Here is a 20,689-nt window from a genome sequence, read left to right on the forward strand (position 1 = left end):
GTTATCCGGCAAGGTTTCCCCTTTGCCATCCGGGACACGCCAGCCATGGCAAGAAGATCGCTGGCGGACACAAACCGCCGAACGGGGCGCTGTGAGGTGCCATATCTAAACTACCCAACGAGGCAGCTTGCAGCGCCCCGTCCGATATACCATGGCCGAGAATGGTTATGGGACACTGAGAACAGATCAAGCCACGGGCAGATGCTGCCGCGTGAACGGCGAAGCTTGCGTAAGCGGTGGCCGGGATTTTTGATAGGATTGGGATTAGTGATGGCAGGTGTGGCTGAAGGCAATTGTTTTGCCTCAGGCAACGGTAGATGCCGACCGCAACGGTAGATGCCGACCGCAACGGCAGCAACCCTCATCCTGAGGCGCGGAGGCGAAGCCGCAGCCTCGAAGGACGGGGGTTGCGAGCTTGGGGCAGAGTGCGCGGCCGGATGCTTCGAGGCTTTGTCCTTCGGTCAAAGCACCTCAGCATGAGGACGGAGGGTGTGGTTGGCCGAAATGCTCAGCATACAGCATGAGGACAGAGCATGCCGCAGCAGGGTTACCTCTCCCCCTGTGGGAGAGGAAGAAAAATCATGATCTTAGCTTTAGCTAAGTCATAGATTTTTCAGGTGAGGGGTTTGCTGCTTGCGCCGAGTGGAAACCCCTCACTTGCGATTTCTAACACTTAGCTGAAGCTAAATGTTGAAATCGCTTTCTCTCCCACAAGGGGAGAGATAACCCAGCCGTGCCCGCCCCAGCCGATCTCCCCACCTGTGGGGGAGATGCCGGCAGGCAGAGGGGGGCGAGCTTGCTCCGGCGCTCAACGCATTGCCAAACGCAACACCTCACCAAACACTGGTAATTCCCCATCATTTCCGCCATATAGAGGCAACTGCGCAGCCATGCTGCGCGATTACCCCCAACAGGTTTAGGATCATGTCTGATACGGTCGAATTTGCGAAGATGAACGGGCTTGGTAACAAGATCCTTGTTGTAGATATGCGCGGCCGCAAGGATATGGTCACACCGCAGGCGGCCATCGCACTGAATGCCGATGCGGAAACCGCTTTCGACCAGATCATGGCCATCCACGATCCGCGCGCACAGGGCACGGATGCCTATATCGACATCCTCAATTGCGATGGCACCAAGGCGCAAGCCTGTGGCAATGGCACCCGTTGCGTCGTACAGGCACTGGCATCCGAGACAGGCAAGAAGACCTTCACCTTCCAGACCGTTGCGGGCATTTTGAACGCCAGCGAGCATGAAGACGGCACGATTTCCGTCGATATGGGCATGCCCCGCTTTAGCTGGAACGACATTCCACTGGCCGAAGAATTCCACGATACCAGCCGCATCGAGCTTCAGATCGGGCCTATCGACAACCCCGTGCTGCATTCGCCAGCCGTCATGTCCATGGGCAATCCGCACGCGGTGTTCTGGGTGAACAGCGATCCGATGGAATTCGATCTGGAGCGCTTCGGCCCGCTGCTGGAAAACCATCCTATGTTTCCGGAAAAGGCCAATATCACGCTGGCACAGGTCATCTCCGACACCGCCTTGCGCACCCGCACCTTTGAGCGCGGCGCGGGGCTAACGCTGGCCTGCGGTTCTGCCGCCTGCGCCGCTGCCGTTTCCGCCGCCCGTACCGGGCGCACCGGCCGCACCGTTGAAATCGATGTGGCGTCCAGCCCTGTTCGCATTCCGCTCACCATCGAATGGCGTGAGGACAATCATGTGGTCATGACCGGCCCTGCAGAATGGGAATGGGCTGGCACAGTCGACCCCGTCACCGGCACTTGGGCTCACGATGCGGCCCAAGAAAAGGCGGCTTTATGAGTGGCGTCGAGGTCATAACCTTCGGCTGCCGCCTCAACACCTACGAATCGGAAGTGATGCGGGCGCAGGCTGAAAAGGCAGGGCTGAACAATGCCGTGCTGGTCAACACCTGCGCCGTCACCGGCGAAGCGGTGCGTCAGGCACGCTCCGCCATCCGCCGCGCCCGCCGGGAAAATCCGCATGCCCGCATCATCGTCACCGGCTGCGCCGCGCAGACGGAAAAAGAGACCTTTGCCGAGATGCCGGAAGTGGACGCCGTGCTGGGCAATGAGGAGAAGCTGACAAGCGCCTCCTACCGCGCTTTACCGGATTTTGGCGTATCGGCTGAAGAAAAATTGCGCGTCAACGATATCATGAGCATCAAGGCCACCGCGCCGCAGATGATCAAGCATATAGACGGGCATGTGCGCGCCTTCATTCAGGTGCAGAACGGCTGTGACCACCGCTGCACCTTCTGCATCATTCCCTATGGACGCGGCAACTCCCGCTCGGTTCCCATGGGTGCCGTAGTCGAACAGGCCCGCAAACTGACCGAAAACGGCTATTGCGAAATTGTACTGACGGGCGTGGATGCCACCAGCTATGGTGCAGACCTGCCAGGTGAGCCATCACTTGGTTATCTGGCCAAGACGCTGCTGAAGCAGGTGCCGGAGATTTTGCGGCTACGCCTCTCCTCCATCGACAGCATCGAAGCCGACAAGCACCTCATGGACCTGATCGCGGATGAGCCGCGCTTCATGCCGCATCTGCATCTGTCGCTCCAGCATGGCGATGACATGATCCTGAAACGCATGAAGCGCCGCCACATGCGCGCAGATGCCATTGCCTTCTGTCATCAGGTCAGGGCACTGCGGCCCGAAATCGCTTTCGGCGCGGATATGATCGCCGGCTTCCCGACTGAAACCGAAGACATGTTCGAAAATGCCGCAACGCTTGCGGAAGAATGCGGCATTTCCAACCTGCACGTCTTCCCTTACAGCCCGCGTCCCGGCACACCCGCTGCGCGCATGCCGCAACTGGACCGTGGGCTGATCAAGCAGCGGGCGGCCCGGCTTCGTGAGCGCGGCGAGATTTTGCGCCATGCGCATCTCGACCAGATGGTCGGCACCGAACAGACCGTTCTCGTTGAAAACAGAGGCTTTGCGCACACCAACAATTTCACACTCGTTGCAGCCCCCGATCTTGCCGCCCGCACACTTGCGCAGGTGCTGATTACCGGTCACAACGGGAAACACTTAGATATGCAATGTCTGGCTGCGCAGGCAGCCTGACGGAACAATACGGAACGATCATGGCCCTCGGCTTCATCAAAAAAGTCTTCTCCTTCGGCAAGGACAAGACCGAGACGGACAAGCCGGAAAGCGATGCCACCTTTGAAGAGGTTCTGATCGAGGCCGAGGAGCATACGCCTTTGGCGGAAGACCCCGTTTCCGATCTGGAAATGGAAACCGCAGGCGGCCCTGCCCCGGATACGGAAAGCGATACCGCGCCGCTGGAAGAAGACGCGCCGCTCCTCCCCGGCCCTGAAGAAGTTGGCGATATGGGCATCGTGCCGCTGTCCCTGTTGCAGGCGGAAGCCGAAGCGCAGGAACCCATGGATATCGATGCGCCGCTCGACACCGTGGCCATGGACGCATTGCTGGATGAGGCAGAAGCCGTCACCGCAAGCGAAACGGAGACGACCGAGGCTGCTCCTGCGCCCGTGCTGTCCGCTCTGCCGAAAGGCTTTTCATTGCCGAGCGAGCGTGTGGTCCTGGTTGAAGCTGAACCAGAACAGAAACTCTCCTGGTTCCAGCGCCTGCGCGCCGGACTGTCGCGCACCTCCATGCAACTCACCAGCCAGATTTCGGCGCTGTTCACCAAGCGCAAGCTGGATGAGGACACGCTGGATGAGCTGGAGGATCTGCTGATCCAGTCCGATCTTGGCCTTGAAACCGCCATGCGCATCACCGGCGCCTTGTCGTCGGAACGTTACGGCAAGGATGTCAGCGGCGAGGACGTGGCCCGCATCATGGCCGGTGAAATCACCAAGGTTCTGGCACCCGTGGCCAAGCCTCTGGAGCTTGATCTGTCGCACAAGCCGCATGTTATTCTCGTCGTCGGCGTCAACGGCACCGGCAAGACGACCACCATCGGCAAGCTCGCGGCAAAACTTTCCGGCTCCGGCCTCAAGGTCATGCTGGCCGCAGGAGATACATTCCGCGCCGCCGCCATCGAGCAGCTGAAGATTTGGGCCGACCGTACAGGATCGGAATTCATCGGCACCAAGCTGGGTGCCGATGCAGCCGGTCTCGCCTATGATGCGTTCGAGCAGGCACGCACCAAGAAGTGTGACGTGCTGATCATCGATACGGCTGGCCGCTTGCAGAACAAGACCGAGCTGATGGACGAGCTTGAAAAGATCGTGCGCGTGCTGGGTAAGCTCGATCCGGACGCACCGCACACGGTCTTGCAGACGCTGGATGCGACGACGGGCCAGAACGCTCTCAACCAGGTGGAAATTTTCCGCAATGTTGCAGGTGTGTCCGGCCTGATTATGACAAAATTGGATGGCACGGCCCGCGGCGGTATCCTCGTTGCTATCGCTGCCAAACACAAATTGCCGGTGTATTTCATCGGCGTCGGCGAAGGCGTTGACGATCTGGAGCCATTCGAGGCGGAAGATTTCGCCAAAGCGATTGCGGGAGTATGAGTATGGACGTGGAAAGCAATCAGCGCGAAAGCGAAAAAATGGTCCGCGAGATCAGCCCGCTGCTGAAATTCGTGCTGGAGCTTGGACCGCTGGTCGTGTTCTTCTTCGCCAATTCCCGTGGAGAGTGGCTGGCAAGCACCTTTCCCGTGCTGACGGAATTCGGTGGCCCGATCTTCATTGCCACCGGTCTGTTCATGATCGCCACGGCTCTTGCGCTCACCGTATCTTGGATTCTCACCCGCACCCTGCCGATGATGCCGCTGATCTCGGGTATCGTCGTCCTCGTTTTCGGTGCGCTGACGCTCTACCTGCAAAACGACACCTTCATCAAAATGAAGCCGACCATCGTCAACGCGCTGTTCGGCGTCATCCTGCTCGGTGGGCTGCTGTTCGGCCATTCGCTGCTGGGCTATGTCTTCAATTCCGCTTTCAAGCTGAATGAAGAGGGCTGGCGCAAGCTGACCTTTCGCTGGGGCTTCTTCTTCCTGTTCCTGGCGGTTTTGAACGAAGTCGTCTGGCGCGGATTTTCCACCGACACATGGGTCGCCTTCAAGGTCTGGGGCACGATGCCCATCACCATCCTCTTCACCATGGCGCAGATGCCGCTCATCATGCGCCATTCGGTTGAGCCTTTGACGAAAGACAAGAAATGACACCTGCGCAGATGCCCGGCTCCCGCCCCTCCTCCCATATCTGGTTTGGCGTGGCCGCAGGAATTCTGCTGTTGCAGATCGTCATTTTGTATTTCATGGGCCGCGTTCCCATCTGCGAATGCGGTTATGTGAAGCTGTTCGAACCGGGCGTGAATACGCCAGGCAATTCACAGCATCTGGCCGACTGGTACACGCCATCGCACATCATCCACGGCTTCCTGTTTTACGGACTGGCATGGCTGCTGTTTCGCAAACATTCGATCGGTTTCCGTCTGTCCTTCGCAGTCCTCATCGAGGCCGCCTGGGAACTTCTCGAAAACTCGCCCATCATCATCGACCGCTACCGCACCGCCACCATGGCGCTAGGCTACAGCGGTGACAGCATTTTGAATTCGGCCATGGACACCGTTTTCATGGTGCTGGGCTTCTTCTTCGCCGCGCGCGTGCCGATCTGGCTGACGATTGTGGTTGCCATTTTCTTAGAAATTTTCACTGGCTGGCTGATCCGAGATAATCTGACCTTGAATGTCGTGATGCTGGTAGCACCCATCGATGCCATCAAGGAATGGCAGAACGCGCTTCCAACACCCTGAACTTAATCGGCGGCGGCCTTTTCGATGGCCGGAATCATGTCCCGCTCATAGGTCGCGGCATCGATAGGTCCGACCTTTTTGTAGACGATGGTGCCGTCCTTACCGACCAGATAGGTCTCGGGGATGCCATAGACACCCCAGTCGATGGCCGCCTTGCCATTTGGATCAATGCCGATGGCGGCGTAGGGATTTCCGAGTTCGCCCAGAAACCGTAAGGCGTTGTCGGATTTGTCCTTGTAGTTGATGCCGACGATATTCAACCGCTCATCCTTGGCCAGTTCCTTCAACATCGGGTGCTCCTGCCGACACGGCACACACCAGGATGCAAAGACATTGACGAGGGTCAGCTTGCCCTTGATGGCAGCGTCATTAAGGGCTGGAACATTGGCACCCTCCAGCGGCGGCAACGACAAAGATGGGGCTTTGGTATTGATCAACGCCGATGGAATGGCACTGACATCGAGACCATTGACGTCCTGCTCATACAGCATTTTCGCGGCAATGGCGGCAAAGCCCGCAAAGGCCAGCAGCGGCAAAAGCGCCAGAATATAACGTGACTTCCCGCGCGAGGGGGCGGGAGCGCGCTCCGTGTCTTTCATCATGGTGTCGGTTGCTCCACCGAGGCAGTGCGGCTACGGCGGCGAATGCCGGAGGCTTCCAGTTCAGCCATTTCACGTTTGCGGGCACGCCCGTCCAAGGTGATCCAGCCAATCAGAATGGCAACGATAAGGCCGGTCAGACCATAGGACATGCCGATATAAAATGCGTGGCTCATGATTTTGCAGCCTCTCTACTCGCCATCCGCGCAGCCAGTCGGCGCTGGACGGATATGCGTCTGCGCCAGATTTCATTGCGCATGGCAGCAATATGCAGGGTGAAGAACAGCAATGTGAAGCCAACAGCCATGGTCAGCAGCGGCCACAGAAACTCGGATGCGATGGCCGGGCCGCTGAGCCGCAGAACGCTGGCAGGCTGGTGCAACGTATTCCACCACTCCACGGAAAACTTAATGATCGGGATGTTGACGAAACCGACAAGGATGAGCACCGCACTGACACGCGCTGCCTTGGACGGGTCGTCCATCGCTTTGTTGAAGGCGATGAGTCCGAGATACATCAGAAACAGGATGAAGACGGACGTCAACCGCGCATCCCACACCCACCACGTTCCCCACATGGGCTTGCCCCATAGGGAGCCGGTGACAAGCGCAATCAGCGTGAAGGCAGCACCGATGGGCGTCGCGGATTTATGCGCGACATCCGCCAGCGGGTGACGCCAGACCAGCGTACCGATCGCCGCCACTGCCATGACGGTATAACACATCATCGAAAGCCAGGCGGCGGGCACATGCACATACATGATGCGCACGGTATTGCCCTGCTGATAATCGCTATCGGTGGTGAAGGCCATGTAGAGGCCGGCAGCGAGACAGAGCGCTGAAAGCCCTGCCAGCCACGGCAATAGACGAGATGCCAATGCCAGAAACCGCGTCGGGTTGGCAAGGTCACTGAACTTGGTAATCGCAAGGCTCTTGTCGCTCATGGCGTCTTTCTACATTGGGACCGGGATGACGGCAATTGATCCTTATCAATCCATGGAACTGCGCAATGCCAAAGCAGCGAAGAACGGCCCCACGACCGATGAAAAAAGTGTGATCGCGATCAGAATCAGAAATGGCGGTATGAAAGGTGCGGGATCCTGAACGGCCGCATAGGAGGCGCTGACCCCGAAAATCAGCACCGGAATGCAAAGCGGCAACACGAGGATGGACACCAGCAAACCGCCGCGTGGCAAAGCCACAGCCACCGCCGCACCAACCGCGCCGATGAAGGTCAGCGCCGGTGAGCCGACCAGCAACGTCAGCATGACAGCACCAATGGCCACTTCGCTCATATTCATGAAGAGGCCGAGCAGCGGCGAGGCGATGACAAGCGGCAGGCTGGTGGCCGTCCAATGCGCCAGACATTTGACCAGTACGGTCAAAACGAGCGGATTTTCCTGCATGAGGATGAGATCGAGCGAGCCATCGTCGCGTTCCGCCTGAAACAGCCGATCTAGGCCAAGAAGGGCTGCCAGCAATGCGCCGATCCAGACGATGGCCGGGCCGATGCGCGACAGAAGATTAAGATCAGGGCCGACGCCGAAGGGAATGACGGCGACGACGGTCATGAAAAAGAGAACGCCGATGAGGGCACCGCCGCCAGCGCGGATGGAGAGTTTGAGGTCTCGGAGGAAGAGGGCGATCATGGGGTAGCTCTCTCGGGGTAGGTCAGATCGCACCGCGTGGATGAAGGATGGGTTCGGTGGGTGTGGCTACCCCCCTCTGTCCTGCCGGACATCTCCCCCACAAGGGGGGAGATCGACTCGCGGCGACCTTTCGGCAATCTAAAACCTTGAGATTTGAGTGAGGAGCGCGCGTCTTGCCGATCTCCCCACCTGTGGGGGAGATGCCCGGCAGGGCAGAGGGGGGTAGCGGCATATTCGACAATCACCATGCTGTCTCCACCCCAGCAAACCCCGTCATCCGCAATTCCTGCGCACCCTCCAGCCCAAGCGGCTGATGGGTCGCAGCAATCACGATGCCTCCATTTGCCAAATGCGCTTCCACCAACCCCGTAAACATCACATCCGCGCTCTCATCCAAAGCGGCAGTCGGTTCATCCAATATCCAGATCGGCCGCCACGCAACCAGCAGCTTGGCCATTGCGAATCGGCGTTGTTGACCTGCCGAGAGGTAGCCGAATGGCAAATGCATGATGCCAGCCAAACCGACAATTTCTGCGGCCTTCTCAATACCATCAGACGTGCCGCCACTGAAATCGCCCAGAAACTTCCTCCAGAAGTCGAGGTTTTCGAAAACGCTCAGTTCCTGTTTCATTGCATTTCGGTGGCCGAGATAATGGCTGGCCTCATAGGCGCGGGTGTCACTTTCTATCCCTTCGCCGGCTATCTTTACGGTTCCCGCTTCCGGCTGCAAAAGCCCCGCAACAACACGCAAAAGCGTCGACTTTCCTGACCCGTTCGGTCCCGTCAGCACCAGAGCCTGCCCGCCCGTTAACTTGAAGGAAACATTCATGAATATCAAATCTTCGCCGCGGCGGGCGGCGAGATTTTCTGCTGTCAGCAGCATGGGATCATCTCGTTTAAGATTTTAATCATCTCGATGGCAAAAAAATCGATTAAGGGCGTCTTCCGGTCTGGCACGTTTCTGAGAAATTATCTATATGGGTGTCAACCACGCCAGCGGTCGGCGTGATCATCATACGGCGCCGGACCTGACGTTGCGAAAGCAGCTTCTCGTGCGGACAGCGGAAATGACCGTACCCGCATCCTGATGTGCACCTGTGCACAGGGGTCCGCACGCGCGTGTTGGCTACTCAGAGGAAGCGGGGTTTCTATCCGTGGCTAAATCTCTAGACAGTTTCAATTGTCGCTCCATTCTTACCGTTGACGGTAAGGACTATACCTATTTCAGTCTGCCGAAGGCGGAAGCGAATGGCCTTACGGGCGTTTCGAAGCTTCCCTATTCGATGAAGGTTCTGCTTGAGAACCTGCTGCGCTTTGAAGACGGCCAGACCGTTACCAAGGAACACATCACCGCTGTTGCCGACTGGCTGAACAACAAGGGTCGCGTCGAAAACGAAATCGCCTACCGCCCTGCCCGCGTTCTGATGCAGGACTTCACCGGCGTTCCAGCCGTGGTCGACCTTGCCGCCATGCGCGATGCGATGGTGGCTCTGGGTGGCGATCCTGAAAAGATCAACCCGCTCGTTCCTGTCGATCTCGTCATCGACCACTCTGTTATCGTTGATGAATTCGGCACGCCGACGGCCTTTGCCCGCAACGTTGAGCTGGAATATGAGCGCAACGGCGAGCGTTACCGCTTCCTGAAATGGGGCCAGCAGGCGTTCAAGAACTTCCGCGTCGTTCCGCCCGGCACAGGCATCTGTCACCAGGTGAACCTTGAATATCTTGGCCAGACCGTCTGGACCAAGGAAGAAGACGGCGAGACCATCGCTTACCCCGACACATGCGTCGGCACCGACAGCCACACGACCATGATCAATGGTCTGGGCGTTCTGGGCTGGGGCGTTGGCGGTATCGAAGCCGAAGCGGCCATGCTTGGACAGCCGGTTTCCATGCTTCTGCCTGAAGTCATCGGCTTCAAGCTGACGGGCAAGGTCAAGGAAGGCGTCACCGCAACCGACCTCGTGCTGACCGTCGTTCAAATGCTGCGCAAGAAGGGCGTTGTTTCCAAGTTTGTCGAATTCTTCGGCCCCGGCCTTGATTCGATGACGCTGGCCGACCGTGCCACCATCGGCAACATGGGTCCGGAATACGGCGCGACCTGCGGCTTCTTCCCGGTTGACAGCGAAACCATCAACTACCTGACGATGTCTGGCCGCACAAAGGACCGCATCGCGCTGGTGGAAGCCTATTCCAAGGCGCAGGACATGTGGCGCACCGGCGACGGTGCCGAACTCGTCTTCACCGACACGCTGGAACTCGACCTCGGCGAAGTCGTGCCATCCATGGCTGGTCCAAAGCGTCCTGAAGGCCGCATCTCGCTGGAAGGCATTGCCTCCGGTTTTGCGACATCGCTCGAAACCGAGTACAAGAAGCCCGGCCAGCTCGACAACCGCTACCCTGTCGAAGGCACGGATTTCGATCTCGGCCATGGCGACGTTGCCATTGCCGCCATCACATCCTGCACCAACACGTCCAACCCATCGGTTCTGATTGCTGCCGGACTTCTGGCCCGCAACGCAGTGGCAAAGGGCCTGACATCCAAGCCCTGGGTCAAGACTTCGCTCGCGCCAGGATCTCAGGTCGTTGGCGAATATCTCGAAAAGTCCGGCCTTCAGAAGGATCTGGATGCCATCGGCTTCAACCTCGTCGGCTTCGGCTGCACGACCTGCATCGGCAACTCCGGCCCGCTGCCAGCACCGATCTCCAAGACCATCAACGACAAGGGTCTGATCACCGCTGGCGTTCTCTCCGGCAACCGTAACTTCGAAGGCCGTATCTCGCCGGACGTTCAGGCGAACTACCTCGCCTCCCCGCCGCTCGTCGTTGCTTACGCGCTGGCTGGCACGGTTCAGAAGGACCTGACCACAGAGCCTCTCGGCGAAGATCAGGACGGCAACCCTGTTTACCTCAAGGACATCTGGCCGACATCTGCTGAAATTCAGGAATTCATACTGAAATACGTCACCCGCGAACTCTACGAGTCCAAATATGCGGACGTGTTCAAGGGCGACGAGAACTGGCAGGCCGTTCAGGTTCCTCCAGGCCAGACCTATGCCTGGGACGACAAGTCGACCTATGTGCAGAACCCGCCTTACTTCGTGGGCATGGGCAAGACCGGCACGGGCCTCAAGAACATCAAGGGCGCACGTGTTCTCGGTCTCTTCGGCGACAAGATCACCACCGACCACATTTCTCCGGCCGGTTCGATCAAGGCTGCCTCTCCTGCCGGTGCCTACCTCACCGACAACGGCGTGGGTGTTGCCGACTTCAACCAGTACGGCACGCGTCGTGGCAACCACGAAGTGATGATGCGCGGCACGTTCGCCAACATCCGTATTCGCAACCACATGCTTGGGCCAAACGGCAAGGAAGGTGGCTACACCATCCACTATCCGTCCAAGGAAGAGATGTCGATTTACGATGCGGCCATGCAGTACAAGGCCGAGGGCATTCCGCTCGTCATCTTCGCTGGCGTCGAATACGGCAACGGCTCTTCGCGTGACTGGGCTGCCAAGGGTACAAACCTGCTTGGCGTGAAGGCTGTCATCGCGCAGTCGTTTGAGCGTATTCACCGCTCCAACCTCGTCGGCATGGGCGTTGTCCCGTTCGTCTTCGAGGAAGGCACGACATGGGCAAGCCTCAACCTCAAGGGCGATGAAACCGTCGAGATCGACGGTCTCGAAGGCGACATCAAGCCGCGCGAGAAGAAGATTGCCAAGATCACCTATGGCGACGGCACCGTGAAGGACGTTCCGCTCCTTTGCCGCATCGATACGCTGGATGAAGTGATCTACATGAACAATGGCGGCATTCTGCAGACCGTTCTTCGCGATCTGGCTGCATAAGCCCCGCAGTCATGAAGATGCAAAACGCCGGGAGCAATCCCGGCGTTTTTGCGTAAGAGTGTGGGGATGGCCTTTGGTTTCGTGATCGGCCCTCACCCCATCGTGACTTTCTATTGAAGGGATTTCGGCGCTATTTTCGCCGTCGCGTCCCGACATATATTGATAGCATCAATGGTCTGGAAAGGCGTCCAGACAAGGGTTTCGCAATGCCTCTGAAATATGGGTCTCTGACATTTCGTCTTTCGCTGTGCATGTTCAGCGCACTGATTGCGACCTCCGCTTACGCGCAGGAGCAACAGGTGAAAGGCGTTGTCGAGCTTTTCACATCGCAAGGCTGCGCCTCGTGCCCGCCTGCAGACGAGACATTGCGCAAACTGATCCAGAAGGGTGACGTGATCGGTTTGTCGTATCACGTCGATTACTGGAATTATCTCGGCTGGGCAGATTCGCTTGCATCGAAGGAAAACACCGAGCGTCAGTATGGCTATGCGCGGGCTCTGGGCCGTAACAATGTCTATACGCCGCAGGCCGTCGTCAATGGCCGCGACCACGTCAAGGGCGCGGATATTCAAGCGATCTACAACAGGCTCGATACTTTCAAGAGCGAAGGCGAGGGCCTGAGCGTGCCGGTGAAAGCACAACGCATCGAAGACGAGATCGCCATCGATATTGGTGCCGGCCAGGGCAAGGCGGATGTCGTCGTTGCATATTTCACGCGTGAGCAGATCGTTGACGTGCAGAAGGGCGAAAACGAAGGAAAGAAGATTTCCTACTGGCACAGCGTCTATGACGTCCAGACAGTGGGCATGTGGGATGGCAAGTCCATGGCAGTGAAGCTGCCTGCGAGCGTGATGAGCAAAGCGAAAAACGGCGGATGCGCGGTTCTGTTGCAGACGAAGGATGCGCAAGGAAACCCAGCAGCCATCATCGGTGCGAGCGTTCTTCTGCCATCTGAAAATTGAGATTAACCCAGCTGTCTGGAGTAGATCCGATCCGGGCATTGGGGGCTGGGGGTAAAGGGTCAATGCACCGGACCGGGTCATCTTGGTGCCTAGGCATCAATTGACAATAGCTGTATCACATCCAATTCGGGCCATGATTTGACCGAAATAGGGCATTTGCTGCTGCGCGAGCTGCCCAAATCATTACCATTTTCAGTGCGTTTTTTGATGCCATGGCAAGACTTGCAATTTGGCTAGCCTGCCGTCAGACTGTCATTCCTATGTCATGTGCAGTTGAGCGAGGTTGCCTGATGACTGATCAGCCGGATTTGCAGCGAGCAGGTTCATCTTCGAGAGATAGCTCATCCATCATCGATCTTCGGGAGTACAAGCAAAGCAAGGATGCGCTTCCGATCACCTTTCACCGTCGTGAGCTGGATGCCATTTTACGTATCTATGGACAAATTGTGGGCGAGGGAGAGTGGCGCGATTATGCCATTGACCATCTGAAGGACAAGGCCGTGTTCTCCGTCTTCAAACGCTCCGGCGAAATGCCGCTGTTTCGGATAGAGAAGAACCCCAAGCTTGCCGCCAAGCAGGGGGCATTCAGCGTTATCAACGTAGACGGCCGCGTTCTGAAGCGTGGCCAGGACCTGCAACAGGTTCTGAAAGTCTTCGACAAGGTGCTAAAACTGATAAAGTGAGTGAAACAAAAAAAGGCGGCTGGAGGGCCGCCTTTTCCATATCGTATCAACCAGACTTACTTGTCGCGGTTTCCAAGAAACTGCAGCAGGAACATGAAGAGGTTGATGAAGTCGAGGTAGAGCGTCAGCGCGCCCATGATGGCCTTGCGGCCAGCCGTGGCAACGTCGTCACCATCGAAATACATTTCCTTGATCTTCTGCGTGTCATAAGCCGTCAGACCCGCGAAGATCAGCACGCCGATGGCGGAGATCGCAAAGCCCATGGCGGACGACTGCAGGAAGATGTTCACGACCGACGCGATGATGAGGCCGAACAGACCCATGATCAGGAACGAGCCCATGCCGGACAGGTCCTTCTTGGTCGTGTAGCCGTAAAGCGACAGCGCACCGAAGGAAGCAGCCGTGATGAAGAACGTCTGGACGATGCTCTGGCCGGTATAGACCAGGAAGATCGACGACAGGGACAGACCCATCAGCGCAGCATAACCCCAGAAAGTACCCTGTGCAGCCGGAACACTCATTTTCTGAATGCGGAAGCTGAGGAAGAATACCATGGCAAGCGGCGCGAGCATGACGACCCAGCGCAACGGCGAGCCGTAAAGGGCAACACCGAGGCCAGTCAACATCTTGCCGTTAGGAAGTGTAGCGGCGGCAGCGGAAGGATCGTTCGTGGTTGCCAGCATGATCGTTAGAAATGCAGCAACACCGGTGATCGCAAGACCTACAGCCATCAGGTTATAGACCTTTAGCATATAGGTGCGCAGACCTTCATCGATCATGGCACCAGATTGTGCACGACCCTGGGCCATGCGGTTCTGGTAATTGTTGAAATCAGACATAGTTACCTCTTTTGAGCTCCGAAATTGCTACGGTGTCGGCATATCGTCGTCATTGCGACCATATCCCAGGCGCCGCTGCGGAGCTACAGCAAGCCTACCAAAGAATATGATGATATCGCTTTATAGATACAAGAGCTTTAAGAACCGAAAAAACACCGTATGCGTGAAAATCGATAACGTTTTGGCGATCTTGGACCCCGATTAATCGTTAAAGTTAAGTGACGCACAACTTTTCGTATCACTCGCCCGCCTGGCGCAGAACTGGTGCCGCCTTCTGCCCCAAAATTCTCCACGTGCCGATGAGGCCAATACCAACGGTCATGACCAGCGCCACCACGATCGTCCCGATGGCGACATCCGGCAGAAAGCTCGACGGAAGCTTCATGATGCTGGCAATGACGAACCATGCCGACACACCACCTGCAAGAAGCGCAAAGACGGCGGTTGCCAATCCAAGCATCATATATTCATAGGAAAAAGCGCGGATCAGCATGGCCCGGGTGCCGCCGAGCGTCTTCAGGATGACGGCATCATGCGTGCGGGCGCGGTTGCCGGCGGCAAGCGCACCGGCCAGAACCAGCACCGATGCAATGAGCGCAACGGAAGCGGCTGCGCGAATGGCGGTGGCCAGTTGATCGACCAGCCGGTTGACCACATCCAGCGCATCTTTCACCCGAACGCTGGTGATGGTGGGATAGGCATTGGTCACGGTGCGAAGGATTTCGCCTTCCTTGGCTGGCGTTGCCGAGGGATCAGACAGCGTTGCAAGCCATGAATGCGGAGCACCCCGGAACGTATTGGGCGAGAACACCATGACGAAATTCAGCGATAGCGATTCCCACTGAACATCACGCAGATTGGCGATCTTTGCGGTGATGTTGCGTCCCAGAACATTGACAGTGACGCTATCCCCGAGCTTCAGGCCAAGTTCGCCAGCCTCCTCGGAGGCGAAGGAAACAAGCGGTTCACCGCTGTAATCCTTGTCCCACCATGTGCCTTGTGACAGTTTGGCATTGTCAGGCAGATCCTGTGCATAGGTAATGCCGCGATCTCCGCGCAGAACCCAGCGACCCGCCGGTGGAACCTCCATTTTGGTGACGTCCTGGCCGTTCAAAGCAAGAATACGACCACGCAGCATCGGCACTTCGGTCAACACGCCTTCGGGGGCTTCGCGCTGAACGAGGCTGCGGAAACCATCACGATCCGTTCCCTGAATATCGACAAAGAAGAAGTTGGGAGCTCTCTCCGGCAGGCTGCCGGTCAACTCGCGACGCAGATTTCCGTCTATCAGGGTCAGGGTCACGAGCAGCGTCAGGCCAAGGCCTAGCGACAAGACGACGGATGGGGTCAGCGCGCCCGGACGGTGAATATTGCCGATGGCAAGGCGCAATGCCGCTGAGTGAACACGCGGGCTGCGCTTGGCAACCGCTTTGATGCCCCACGCCACCAGCCGCAGCACGACGAAGGCGAAAGCGACGGCGGCGAGGAACACCGAGGCGATATAACGCTCCTCAGCCGAATAGATGGCCAAGGCCGCAAGGGCAGCTAAAAGAACAGTGGTTGCGAGAAGGTAAGGCCAGGACGGCAGACGGTTTTCCTCAAAACCCTGCTCGCGGAAAAGCGCCGTTGCGGGCACCTCGCGCGCCTGCCCTAGCGGCAGAACGGCAAAGGCAAGCGTGGTCAGCAAACCGAAAACCGCCGCCAGAAACAAAGGACCGGGATAAATCGCCAGTTCATTCGGAACAGGCAGCACGCCTTCCAGAAAACGCATCGCGATCAGCGGCGTCACCGCACCAAGCATCAGCCCAATCAAAATGCCGATGATGGCAATGAACGCGATCTGGAACAGGTATGTCATGGTCACGACGCTGGCCGGTGCGCCGAGGCATTTCAGCGAGGCGATGGTCGTGCGTTTGGAATCGAGAAAGGCGCGAACGGCATTGGCAACGCCGACGCCGCCAACGATCAGTGCCGTGAGGCCAACCAGCGTGAGGAACTGCGAGAAACGATTGACGTTCTCCGTCAACGATGGCGCTGCGCGGTCACTGGTACGAATGGACCAGCCTGCACTCGGAAATGCCGCGTTGGTGTCTTCGGTGATCGTCGCGCGTTTCGATGTATCGGTGAGGCGAATTTTATAGGCATGCTCCACGAGGCTACCTGCCTGTATCAGGCCGGATGCCGCCAACGCATCGCGGCTGACCACCAGGCGTGGCGCAAAGCCGAAACCATCCGACAAAGCATCAGGCTCATTGACGACCGTTCCCGACAACTTGAGACGAACATTGCCCAGCAACAGCTCGTCGCCGATCTTGATGCCCAACCGCTCCAACAGCAAGGGAGCCGCGACCGCACCGTAAGCGTCGCCCTGCTTGGCAAGCAGTTCAGGCAAGGGTGCCACGGGTTCAGCCTCGAAAGCACCGTAGAGCGGATAGGCATTGTCGACCGCCTTCACCTCTGTCAGCGTCTGCTGCGAACCATCCGCAAGCCGTGCCATGGAGCGAAGTCCGCTCGATACAGCGACCTGACCAAGACCGTCCATATAGGCGCGCTCTTCGTCTGTTGCTTCGCGGTTGCGCAGTTCGAAGCGCACATCGCCCGCCAGAATGGATTGACCTTCTGTTGCAATGGAACTGGTGACTGCGCGCGACACAGAATTTACGGCGGCAATGGCACCGGTGCCAAGCGCGATGCAGGCGAGAAAAATGTAAAATCCGCGAAATCCGCCGCGAATTTCACGCCGGGCAAGCCGCAGAGCATTACGGACATTCAACAGCGACGGGATGAAACGGCTCATGCGGAAACCGCCTGAGCGGCGGCAGGCGTCGCGCTGTCGCCCTCGATCTGGCCGGACCGTACCTTGATCTGGCGGGAGCATCGGGCAGCCAAAGAGACATCATGAGTTACGAGAATCATCGTCATGCCCCGCTCGGCCTGTTTGGAAAACAGGAGATCGGCAATCTGCTTGCCGGTATCCGTATCCAGATTGCCGGTCGGCTCGTCGGCGATCAGTACAGCAGGTGATGGCGCAAGTGCGCGGGCAATCGCCACGCGCTGCTGCTCGCCACCGGACAGCTGGCCGGGATAATGGTTGAGACGCTCACCCAGCCCGACGGCCACGAGTTCTTTTTTGGCGATATCGAAGGGATTGGCGACATTTGCCAGCTCCAGCGGCACGGCGACATTTTCCAGCGCGGTCATATTGGCAATGAGATGAAACGACTGAAACACGATGCCGACATTCTTGCCGCGAAATTCTGCGAGGGCGTCTTCTCCGAGCTTGTGCAGCTGCGTTCCCGCAATTGTGATCTCACCACTGTCCAGTCGCTCAAGCCCGGCCAGAACCATCAGCAGCGTCGACTTGCCCGAACCGGAAGGTCCAACGATGCCAACCGCTTCACCCTCGTGGATGTTCAGATCGATAGACTTCAGAACGTGAACGGAAGCAGCGGAATTTCCCAAGGTGAGATCGGCCTTATTCAGCTCAATGATGCTTTTCGTCACAATTCGCGTTCCTATATCTAGGGAAATGGCAATCCTTGGGAAAATCAAAGTTTTCGCACTGCCAGACAATTAGGAAGATCATCATGCGTTTTAAAGCTGTTGCCGCTCAATTCCTCGTCATCTGCTGCGCGCTTGCCCCTGCGCTCGCGCATGCGCAGGCCAAAACCGTACAACTCGTCGGCCTCGGAGACAGTCTGATGGCAGGATATCAGTTGCCGCCGACGGACAGCTACACAGCCCAATTAGAGGCAGCGCTGAAGGCCAAAGGCGTGGATGTGACCATTACCAATGCCGGTGTTTCCGGTGATACGAGTTCCGGCGGCTTGGCAAGAGCGGACTGGTCGGTGCCTGAAGGAACCGATGGCGTCATCCTGGAGCTCGGTGCCAATGATGCGTTGCGTGGCATTTCGCCTGACGAGACCGAAAAGAATCTTGACGCAATCATTTCTGGCTTTCAAAAACGCAATATTCCGGTTCTGCTGATCGGCATCATGTCTCCGCCCAATATGGGCGATGATTATGCCAAGCGGTTCAACCCCATTTATCAGCGTCTCGCTGAAAAGCATGGCTTGCCGCTCTACCCGTTTTTTTTGGACGGCGTCGTGCTGGACGAGGCCCTGCAACTGGAAGATCGGATGCATCCCAACACCAAGGGCATAGCCGTTATGGTCGACAAATCGATGCCGACGGTTGAGGCCTTCATTAAGGCTATCGGTGAGCAAAAAAAATAAGCGCTTGCGCCCGACAGCGTTGCATGATTCGCTGTGGTTGTTCTGCCAAAAGATTCGGGGAGCTCGCCATGCCGAGACTGTTTACCGCCCTCGAAATTCCGCGCAATGCGGCAATGAGTCTCTCATTGTTGCGCGGTGGTCTACCGGGAGCCCGGTGGATCGACGTGGAGAATTATCATATCACCCTACGCTTTATCGGGGACATCGACGGTCGCACCGCTGATGAGGTCGTCAACCGGCTTGACCGGATCGACAGACCAGAATTCCCGGTCAATCTGACGGGGATAGGATCATTCGGTTCGAAAAAGCCCCACTCCATCTGGGCCGGTGTTTCCCCGTCTGCGGAAATGACGGCACTGCAGGGCGAGATCGAACGGATTTGCCAGCGTCTGGGCTTACCGCCAGACCCGCGTAAATTCACGCCGCACGTCACTCTGGCGCGGCTGAGGAACTCACGGCTGGATGACGTGGTCCATTACCTCTCGGGACGCGGCGATTTTCGCACATCGCCCTTTACGGTCGGTCGTTTCGTGCTGATGTCATCGAAAGAATCGGTCGGCGGCGGCCCCTACATTGTTGAAGAGGTCTTTCCGCTTCAGGAATCTTGGCCTGTTTCCAGCTTTTCCAGCGCGGAGATGCAGCCATCCAAAAGCATGCTGTAGACGGCCTCAAAACCGTCTTCATCACCATAATAGGGATCTGGAACGCTCTCCCTTCGGCCAGTCGCGTACTGGCTGAAAAGGTGGACTTTGTGCTTGTACTGCACGGGGCAGCTTGCCCGGAGACGGTCGAGATTATCCTCGTCCATGGCGAAGATGAGGTCGAAGTTCACGAAATCCACAGCCCTGACCTGCCGCGCCTTCTGGCCTGAAATATCGATTCCATGCTGGTTGGCAACCGCGACCGAACGAGGATCTGGCGGATGGCCGGCATGCCAGCCACCGGTTCCAGCGGAGTCGATCACGAACAGATCAGCGATATGTTGTTTTTCGACCAAATGGGAGAAAATGCCCTCCGCCAATGGCGAGCGGCAGATATTTCCCATGCAAACAAAAAGGACGGCTGTGCGTTTCATAGGTCATATAAAGCAAAACTGTGAGGCAGTTGTGCGATAAGACTTGGCAGAATCGCCTCATCCACAGATAACGAAAGGGACGCTTATGCAATATGTCAAACTCGACAGAGATGTGATCGACCGGGAACTTGCCAAATTGCAGGGATGGTCTTTGCGGGAAGATGGCCTCGCAATTGTCAAAGCCTACAAATTCGCGAACTTCGCAGAAGCCTTCGGTTTTATGGCGGAATGCGCATTGGTCGCCGAAAAGCTCAACCATCACCCAGAATGGTCGAATGTCTATTCCCGCGTCAAAGTGTGCCTGACGACACATGACAGCCAAGGCGTTACCGAACGCGACTTTCTTCTGGCAAACGCTATGCAAAAGGCAGCGGCTGGCCGGAGCGATTGAACGGGCGGGCGGCGCGCCTATATAGGGTCCATGACCAAAGGACACACGACAATGGATGACGTGAAAATTGGTGAAATTCTCCTGCCCGGAGAGCCCGACACCCAGGAAGAGCGCGAGCAGCAGGTGCGCGCCAAGTTCTGGCCGAAGATGAAGCGCGTGATGAGCAAAGTGCCTTTCGCGCGCGATGCCGCAGCCGCCTATTATTGCGCAATGGACCGTGAGACACCGTTTCGTGCGAAGGGTATTTTGTTTGCCGCCCTCGGCTATTTCATCATGCCGATGGATGTGGTGCCGGATGTTTTTGCTGTTATCGGCTTCACCGACGACATCGCCGTTTTGACCGCAGCCCTTGCCATGATCCGTGCCCATATCAAAATGGAACACTATGAAGCGGCCGATGCTGCGCTGGAGCGTTTGCGTCAGGAGTAACGCCTCTGTGATTGTTTGTTCAGAACTGCGGTAAACCCTGACAAATTCTTGCCTGAATCTTTGTGTCATTGCTGATTGCGTGGCCACGTCATGTGTTTGCTTCTCGGCCGTTAGACGTCGCTTATCTGTTACACTGCAGTGCAATTCTCGGATTTTAGCGTTGGTGTTGACGGTTTGGTAACCGATCTTTAGCCAATATCATGATGACGGACCCA

21 protein-coding genes are annotated in these 20,689 nt (G+C 57.3%); 12 read left to right on the plus strand and 9 right to left on the minus strand.

Going from position 1 to position 20,689, the window contains the following annotated elements; all coding sequences use genetic code 11:
• Positions 1-924 precede the first annotated feature (924 nt).
• Genes dapF through DSM25558_RS11405 form a run of 5 tightly spaced genes read left to right on the plus strand, consistent with a single transcriptional unit; the run spans position 925 to position 5,765 of the window.
• Positions 925-1,827: a diaminopimelate epimerase gene (dapF, locus tag DSM25558_RS11385; RefSeq protein ID WP_077104835.1), complete on the plus strand. Its 903-nt coding sequence runs from the start codon at positions 925-927 to the stop codon at positions 1,825-1,827.
• Positions 1,824-3,098 (plus strand): tRNA (N(6)-L-threonylcarbamoyladenosine(37)-C(2))-methylthiotransferase MtaB, encoded by a 1,275-nt coding sequence (gene mtaB / locus DSM25558_RS11390; RefSeq protein WP_077104837.1) that lies wholly within the window; start codon positions 1,824-1,826, stop codon positions 3,096-3,098. The genes dapF and mtaB overlap by 4 nt, the downstream gene beginning before the upstream one ends.
• A 20-nt stretch (positions 3,099-3,118) precedes the next feature.
• Positions 3,119-4,519, plus strand: a complete 1,401-nt coding sequence (ftsY, locus tag DSM25558_RS11395) for a signal recognition particle-docking protein FtsY (RefSeq protein ID WP_077105000.1) — start codon at positions 3,119-3,121, stop codon at positions 4,517-4,519.
• Between the two features lie 2 nt (positions 4,520-4,521).
• A complete protein-coding gene (locus DSM25558_RS11400) occupies positions 4,522-5,172 on the plus strand; it encodes a septation protein A (protein WP_077104839.1) in 651 nt (216 codons plus the stop codon).
• A complete protein-coding gene (locus tag DSM25558_RS11405; RefSeq protein WP_077104841.1) occupies positions 5,169-5,765 on the plus strand; it encodes a DUF2585 domain-containing protein in 597 nt (198 codons plus the stop codon). Before DSM25558_RS11400 ends, DSM25558_RS11405 begins: the two co-directional genes overlap by 4 nt.
• 2 nt (positions 5,766-5,767) lie before the next feature.
• On the opposite strand, the gene DSM25558_RS11410 is transcribed toward DSM25558_RS11405, so the two are convergent.
• The 5 genes from DSM25558_RS11410 to ccmA form a co-directional block, all read right to left on the minus strand.
• Positions 5,768-6,364: a DsbE family thiol:disulfide interchange protein gene (locus DSM25558_RS11410; RefSeq protein WP_077105001.1), complete on the minus strand. Its 597-nt coding sequence runs from the start codon at positions 6,362-6,364 to the stop codon at positions 5,768-5,770.
• Positions 6,364-6,540, minus strand: coding sequence for a heme exporter protein CcmD (ccmD, locus tag DSM25558_RS11415; protein ID WP_077104843.1), 177 nt, complete (start codon positions 6,538-6,540; stop codon positions 6,364-6,366). Before ccmD ends, DSM25558_RS11410 begins: the two co-directional genes overlap by 1 nt.
• Positions 6,537-7,307 (minus strand): heme ABC transporter permease, encoded by a 771-nt coding sequence (locus DSM25558_RS11420; RefSeq protein ID WP_077104845.1) that lies wholly within the window; start codon positions 7,305-7,307, stop codon positions 6,537-6,539. Before DSM25558_RS11420 ends, ccmD begins: the two co-directional genes overlap by 4 nt.
• A 45-nt stretch (positions 7,308-7,352) precedes the next feature.
• Positions 7,353-8,012, minus strand: coding sequence for a heme exporter protein CcmB (gene ccmB / locus DSM25558_RS11425; protein WP_077104847.1), 660 nt, complete (start codon positions 8,010-8,012; stop codon positions 7,353-7,355).
• Between the two features lie 241 nt (positions 8,013-8,253).
• Positions 8,254-8,895 (minus strand): heme ABC exporter ATP-binding protein CcmA, encoded by a 642-nt coding sequence (gene ccmA / locus DSM25558_RS11430; protein WP_077104849.1) that lies wholly within the window; start codon positions 8,893-8,895, stop codon positions 8,254-8,256.
• 271 nt (positions 8,896-9,166) lie between these two features.
• Between ccmA and acnA the strand changes: the two genes are divergently transcribed.
• The 3 genes from acnA to DSM25558_RS11445 all read left to right on the plus strand — a co-directional run bounded on the left by acnA (position 9,167) and on the right by DSM25558_RS11445 (position 13,505).
• Entirely contained in the window at positions 9,167-11,860 is a 2,694-nt protein-coding gene (gene acnA / locus DSM25558_RS11435) for an aconitate hydratase AcnA (protein ID WP_077104851.1), read from the plus strand.
• A gap of 206 nt (positions 11,861-12,066) precedes the next feature.
• Entirely contained in the window at positions 12,067-12,822 is a 756-nt protein-coding gene (locus DSM25558_RS11440) for a DUF1223 domain-containing protein (protein ID WP_077105002.1), read from the plus strand.
• A 290-nt stretch (positions 12,823-13,112) separates the two neighbouring features.
• A complete protein-coding gene (locus DSM25558_RS11445) occupies positions 13,113-13,505 on the plus strand; it encodes a DUF2794 domain-containing protein (protein WP_077104853.1) in 393 nt (130 codons plus the stop codon).
• A 56-nt stretch (positions 13,506-13,561) separates the two neighbouring features.
• Here the strand turns inward: DSM25558_RS11445 and DSM25558_RS11450 are convergent, their stop codons facing one another.
• From DSM25558_RS11450 to DSM25558_RS11460, 3 genes are all read right to left on the minus strand, one after another.
• On the minus strand, positions 13,562-14,344 hold the full coding sequence (locus tag DSM25558_RS11450; RefSeq protein WP_077104854.1) for a Bax inhibitor-1/YccA family protein: 783 nt from the start codon (positions 14,342-14,344) through the stop codon (positions 13,562-13,564).
• Between the two features lie 238 nt (positions 14,345-14,582).
• A complete protein-coding gene (locus tag DSM25558_RS11455) occupies positions 14,583-17,141 on the minus strand; it encodes an ABC transporter permease (protein ID WP_077104856.1) in 2,559 nt (852 codons plus the stop codon).
• Entirely contained in the window at positions 17,138-17,848 is a 711-nt protein-coding gene (locus DSM25558_RS11460) for an ABC transporter ATP-binding protein (RefSeq protein ID WP_077104858.1), read from the minus strand. The genes DSM25558_RS11455 and DSM25558_RS11460 overlap by 4 nt, the downstream gene beginning before the upstream one ends.
• Before the next feature lie 83 nt (positions 17,849-17,931).
• Here DSM25558_RS11460 and DSM25558_RS11465 point away from each other — a divergent pair, with 83 nt between their 5' ends.
• Entirely contained in the window at positions 17,932-18,579 is a 648-nt protein-coding gene (locus tag DSM25558_RS11465; protein ID WP_077104860.1) for an arylesterase, read from the plus strand.
• A 68-nt stretch (positions 18,580-18,647) separates the two neighbouring features.
• Positions 18,648-19,241, plus strand: a complete 594-nt coding sequence (gene thpR, locus DSM25558_RS11470; RefSeq protein WP_077104862.1) for an RNA 2',3'-cyclic phosphodiesterase — start codon at positions 18,648-18,650, stop codon at positions 19,239-19,241.
• Here the strand turns inward: thpR and DSM25558_RS11475 are convergent.
• On the minus strand, positions 19,175-19,654 hold the full coding sequence (locus DSM25558_RS11475; protein ID WP_077104864.1) for a low molecular weight protein-tyrosine-phosphatase: 480 nt from the start codon (positions 19,652-19,654) through the stop codon (positions 19,175-19,177). The genes thpR and DSM25558_RS11475 overlap by 67 nt on opposite strands.
• 85 nt (positions 19,655-19,739) lie before the next feature.
• On the opposite strand from DSM25558_RS11475, the gene DSM25558_RS11480 reads away from it, so the two are divergent.
• Both DSM25558_RS11480 and DSM25558_RS11485 read left to right on the plus strand, forming a co-directional pair.
• Positions 19,740-20,045, plus strand: coding sequence for a 4a-hydroxytetrahydrobiopterin dehydratase (locus tag DSM25558_RS11480; protein WP_077104865.1), 306 nt, complete (start codon positions 19,740-19,742; stop codon positions 20,043-20,045).
• Positions 20,046-20,096: 51 nt separating this feature from the next.
• A complete protein-coding gene (locus tag DSM25558_RS11485) occupies positions 20,097-20,474 on the plus strand; it encodes a YkvA family protein (protein ID WP_077104867.1) in 378 nt (125 codons plus the stop codon).
• Positions 20,475-20,689 lie beyond the last annotated feature (215 nt).

It is taken from the genome of Agrobacterium sp. DSM 25558 (assembly GCF_900100825.1).
In the GTDB taxonomy this organism is placed as follows: Bacteria; Pseudomonadota; Alphaproteobacteria; order Rhizobiales; family Rhizobiaceae; genus Agrobacterium.

Excerpts from the sequence above, each read along its gene's own strand:
- ccmB (WP_077104847.1), bottom strand. The coding sequence starts at position 8,012 with ATGATCGCCCTCTTCCTCCGAGACCTCAAACTCTCCATCCGCGCTGGC.
- DSM25558_RS11455 (WP_077104856.1), bottom strand. The coding sequence starts at position 17,141 with ATGAGCCGTTTCATCCCGTCGCTGTTGAATGTCCGTAATGCTCTGCGG.
- DSM25558_RS11465 (WP_077104860.1), top strand. The coding sequence starts at position 17,932 with ATGCGTTTTAAAGCTGTTGCCGCTCAATTCCTCGTCATCTGCTGCGCG.
- ftsY (WP_077105000.1), top strand. The coding sequence starts at position 3,119 with ATGGCCCTCGGCTTCATCAAAAAAGTCTTCTCCTTCGGCAAGGACAAG.
- DSM25558_RS11445 (WP_077104853.1), top strand. The coding sequence starts at position 13,113 with ATGACTGATCAGCCGGATTTGCAGCGAGCAGGTTCATCTTCGAGAGAT.
- DSM25558_RS11480 (WP_077104865.1), top strand. The coding sequence starts at position 19,740 with ATGCAATATGTCAAACTCGACAGAGATGTGATCGACCGGGAACTTGCC.
- DSM25558_RS11410 (WP_077105001.1), bottom strand. The coding sequence starts at position 6,364 with ATGAAAGACACGGAGCGCGCTCCCGCCCCCTCGCGCGGGAAGTCACGT.
- DSM25558_RS11420 (WP_077104845.1), bottom strand. The coding sequence starts at position 7,307 with ATGAGCGACAAGAGCCTTGCGATTACCAAGTTCAGTGACCTTGCCAAC.
- DSM25558_RS11440 (WP_077105002.1), top strand. The coding sequence starts at position 12,067 with ATGCCTCTGAAATATGGGTCTCTGACATTTCGTCTTTCGCTGTGCATG.
- ccmD (WP_077104843.1), bottom strand. The coding sequence starts at position 6,540 with ATGAGCCACGCATTTTATATCGGCATGTCCTATGGTCTGACCGGCCTT.
- dapF (WP_077104835.1), top strand. The coding sequence starts at position 925 with ATGTCTGATACGGTCGAATTTGCGAAGATGAACGGGCTTGGTAACAAG.
- mtaB (WP_077104837.1), top strand. The coding sequence starts at position 1,824 with ATGAGTGGCGTCGAGGTCATAACCTTCGGCTGCCGCCTCAACACCTAC.
- ccmA (WP_077104849.1), bottom strand. The coding sequence starts at position 8,895 with ATGCTGCTGACAGCAGAAAATCTCGCCGCCCGCCGCGGCGAAGATTTG.
- DSM25558_RS11485 (WP_077104867.1), top strand. The coding sequence starts at position 20,097 with ATGGATGACGTGAAAATTGGTGAAATTCTCCTGCCCGGAGAGCCCGAC.
- thpR (WP_077104862.1), top strand. The coding sequence starts at position 18,648 with ATGCCGAGACTGTTTACCGCCCTCGAAATTCCGCGCAATGCGGCAATG.
- DSM25558_RS11400 (WP_077104839.1), top strand. The coding sequence starts at position 4,522 with ATGGACGTGGAAAGCAATCAGCGCGAAAGCGAAAAAATGGTCCGCGAG.
- DSM25558_RS11450 (WP_077104854.1), bottom strand. The coding sequence starts at position 14,344 with ATGTCTGATTTCAACAATTACCAGAACCGCATGGCCCAGGGTCGTGCA.
- DSM25558_RS11405 (WP_077104841.1), top strand. The coding sequence starts at position 5,169 with ATGACACCTGCGCAGATGCCCGGCTCCCGCCCCTCCTCCCATATCTGG.
- DSM25558_RS11475 (WP_077104864.1), bottom strand. The coding sequence starts at position 19,654 with ATGAAACGCACAGCCGTCCTTTTTGTTTGCATGGGAAATATCTGCCGC.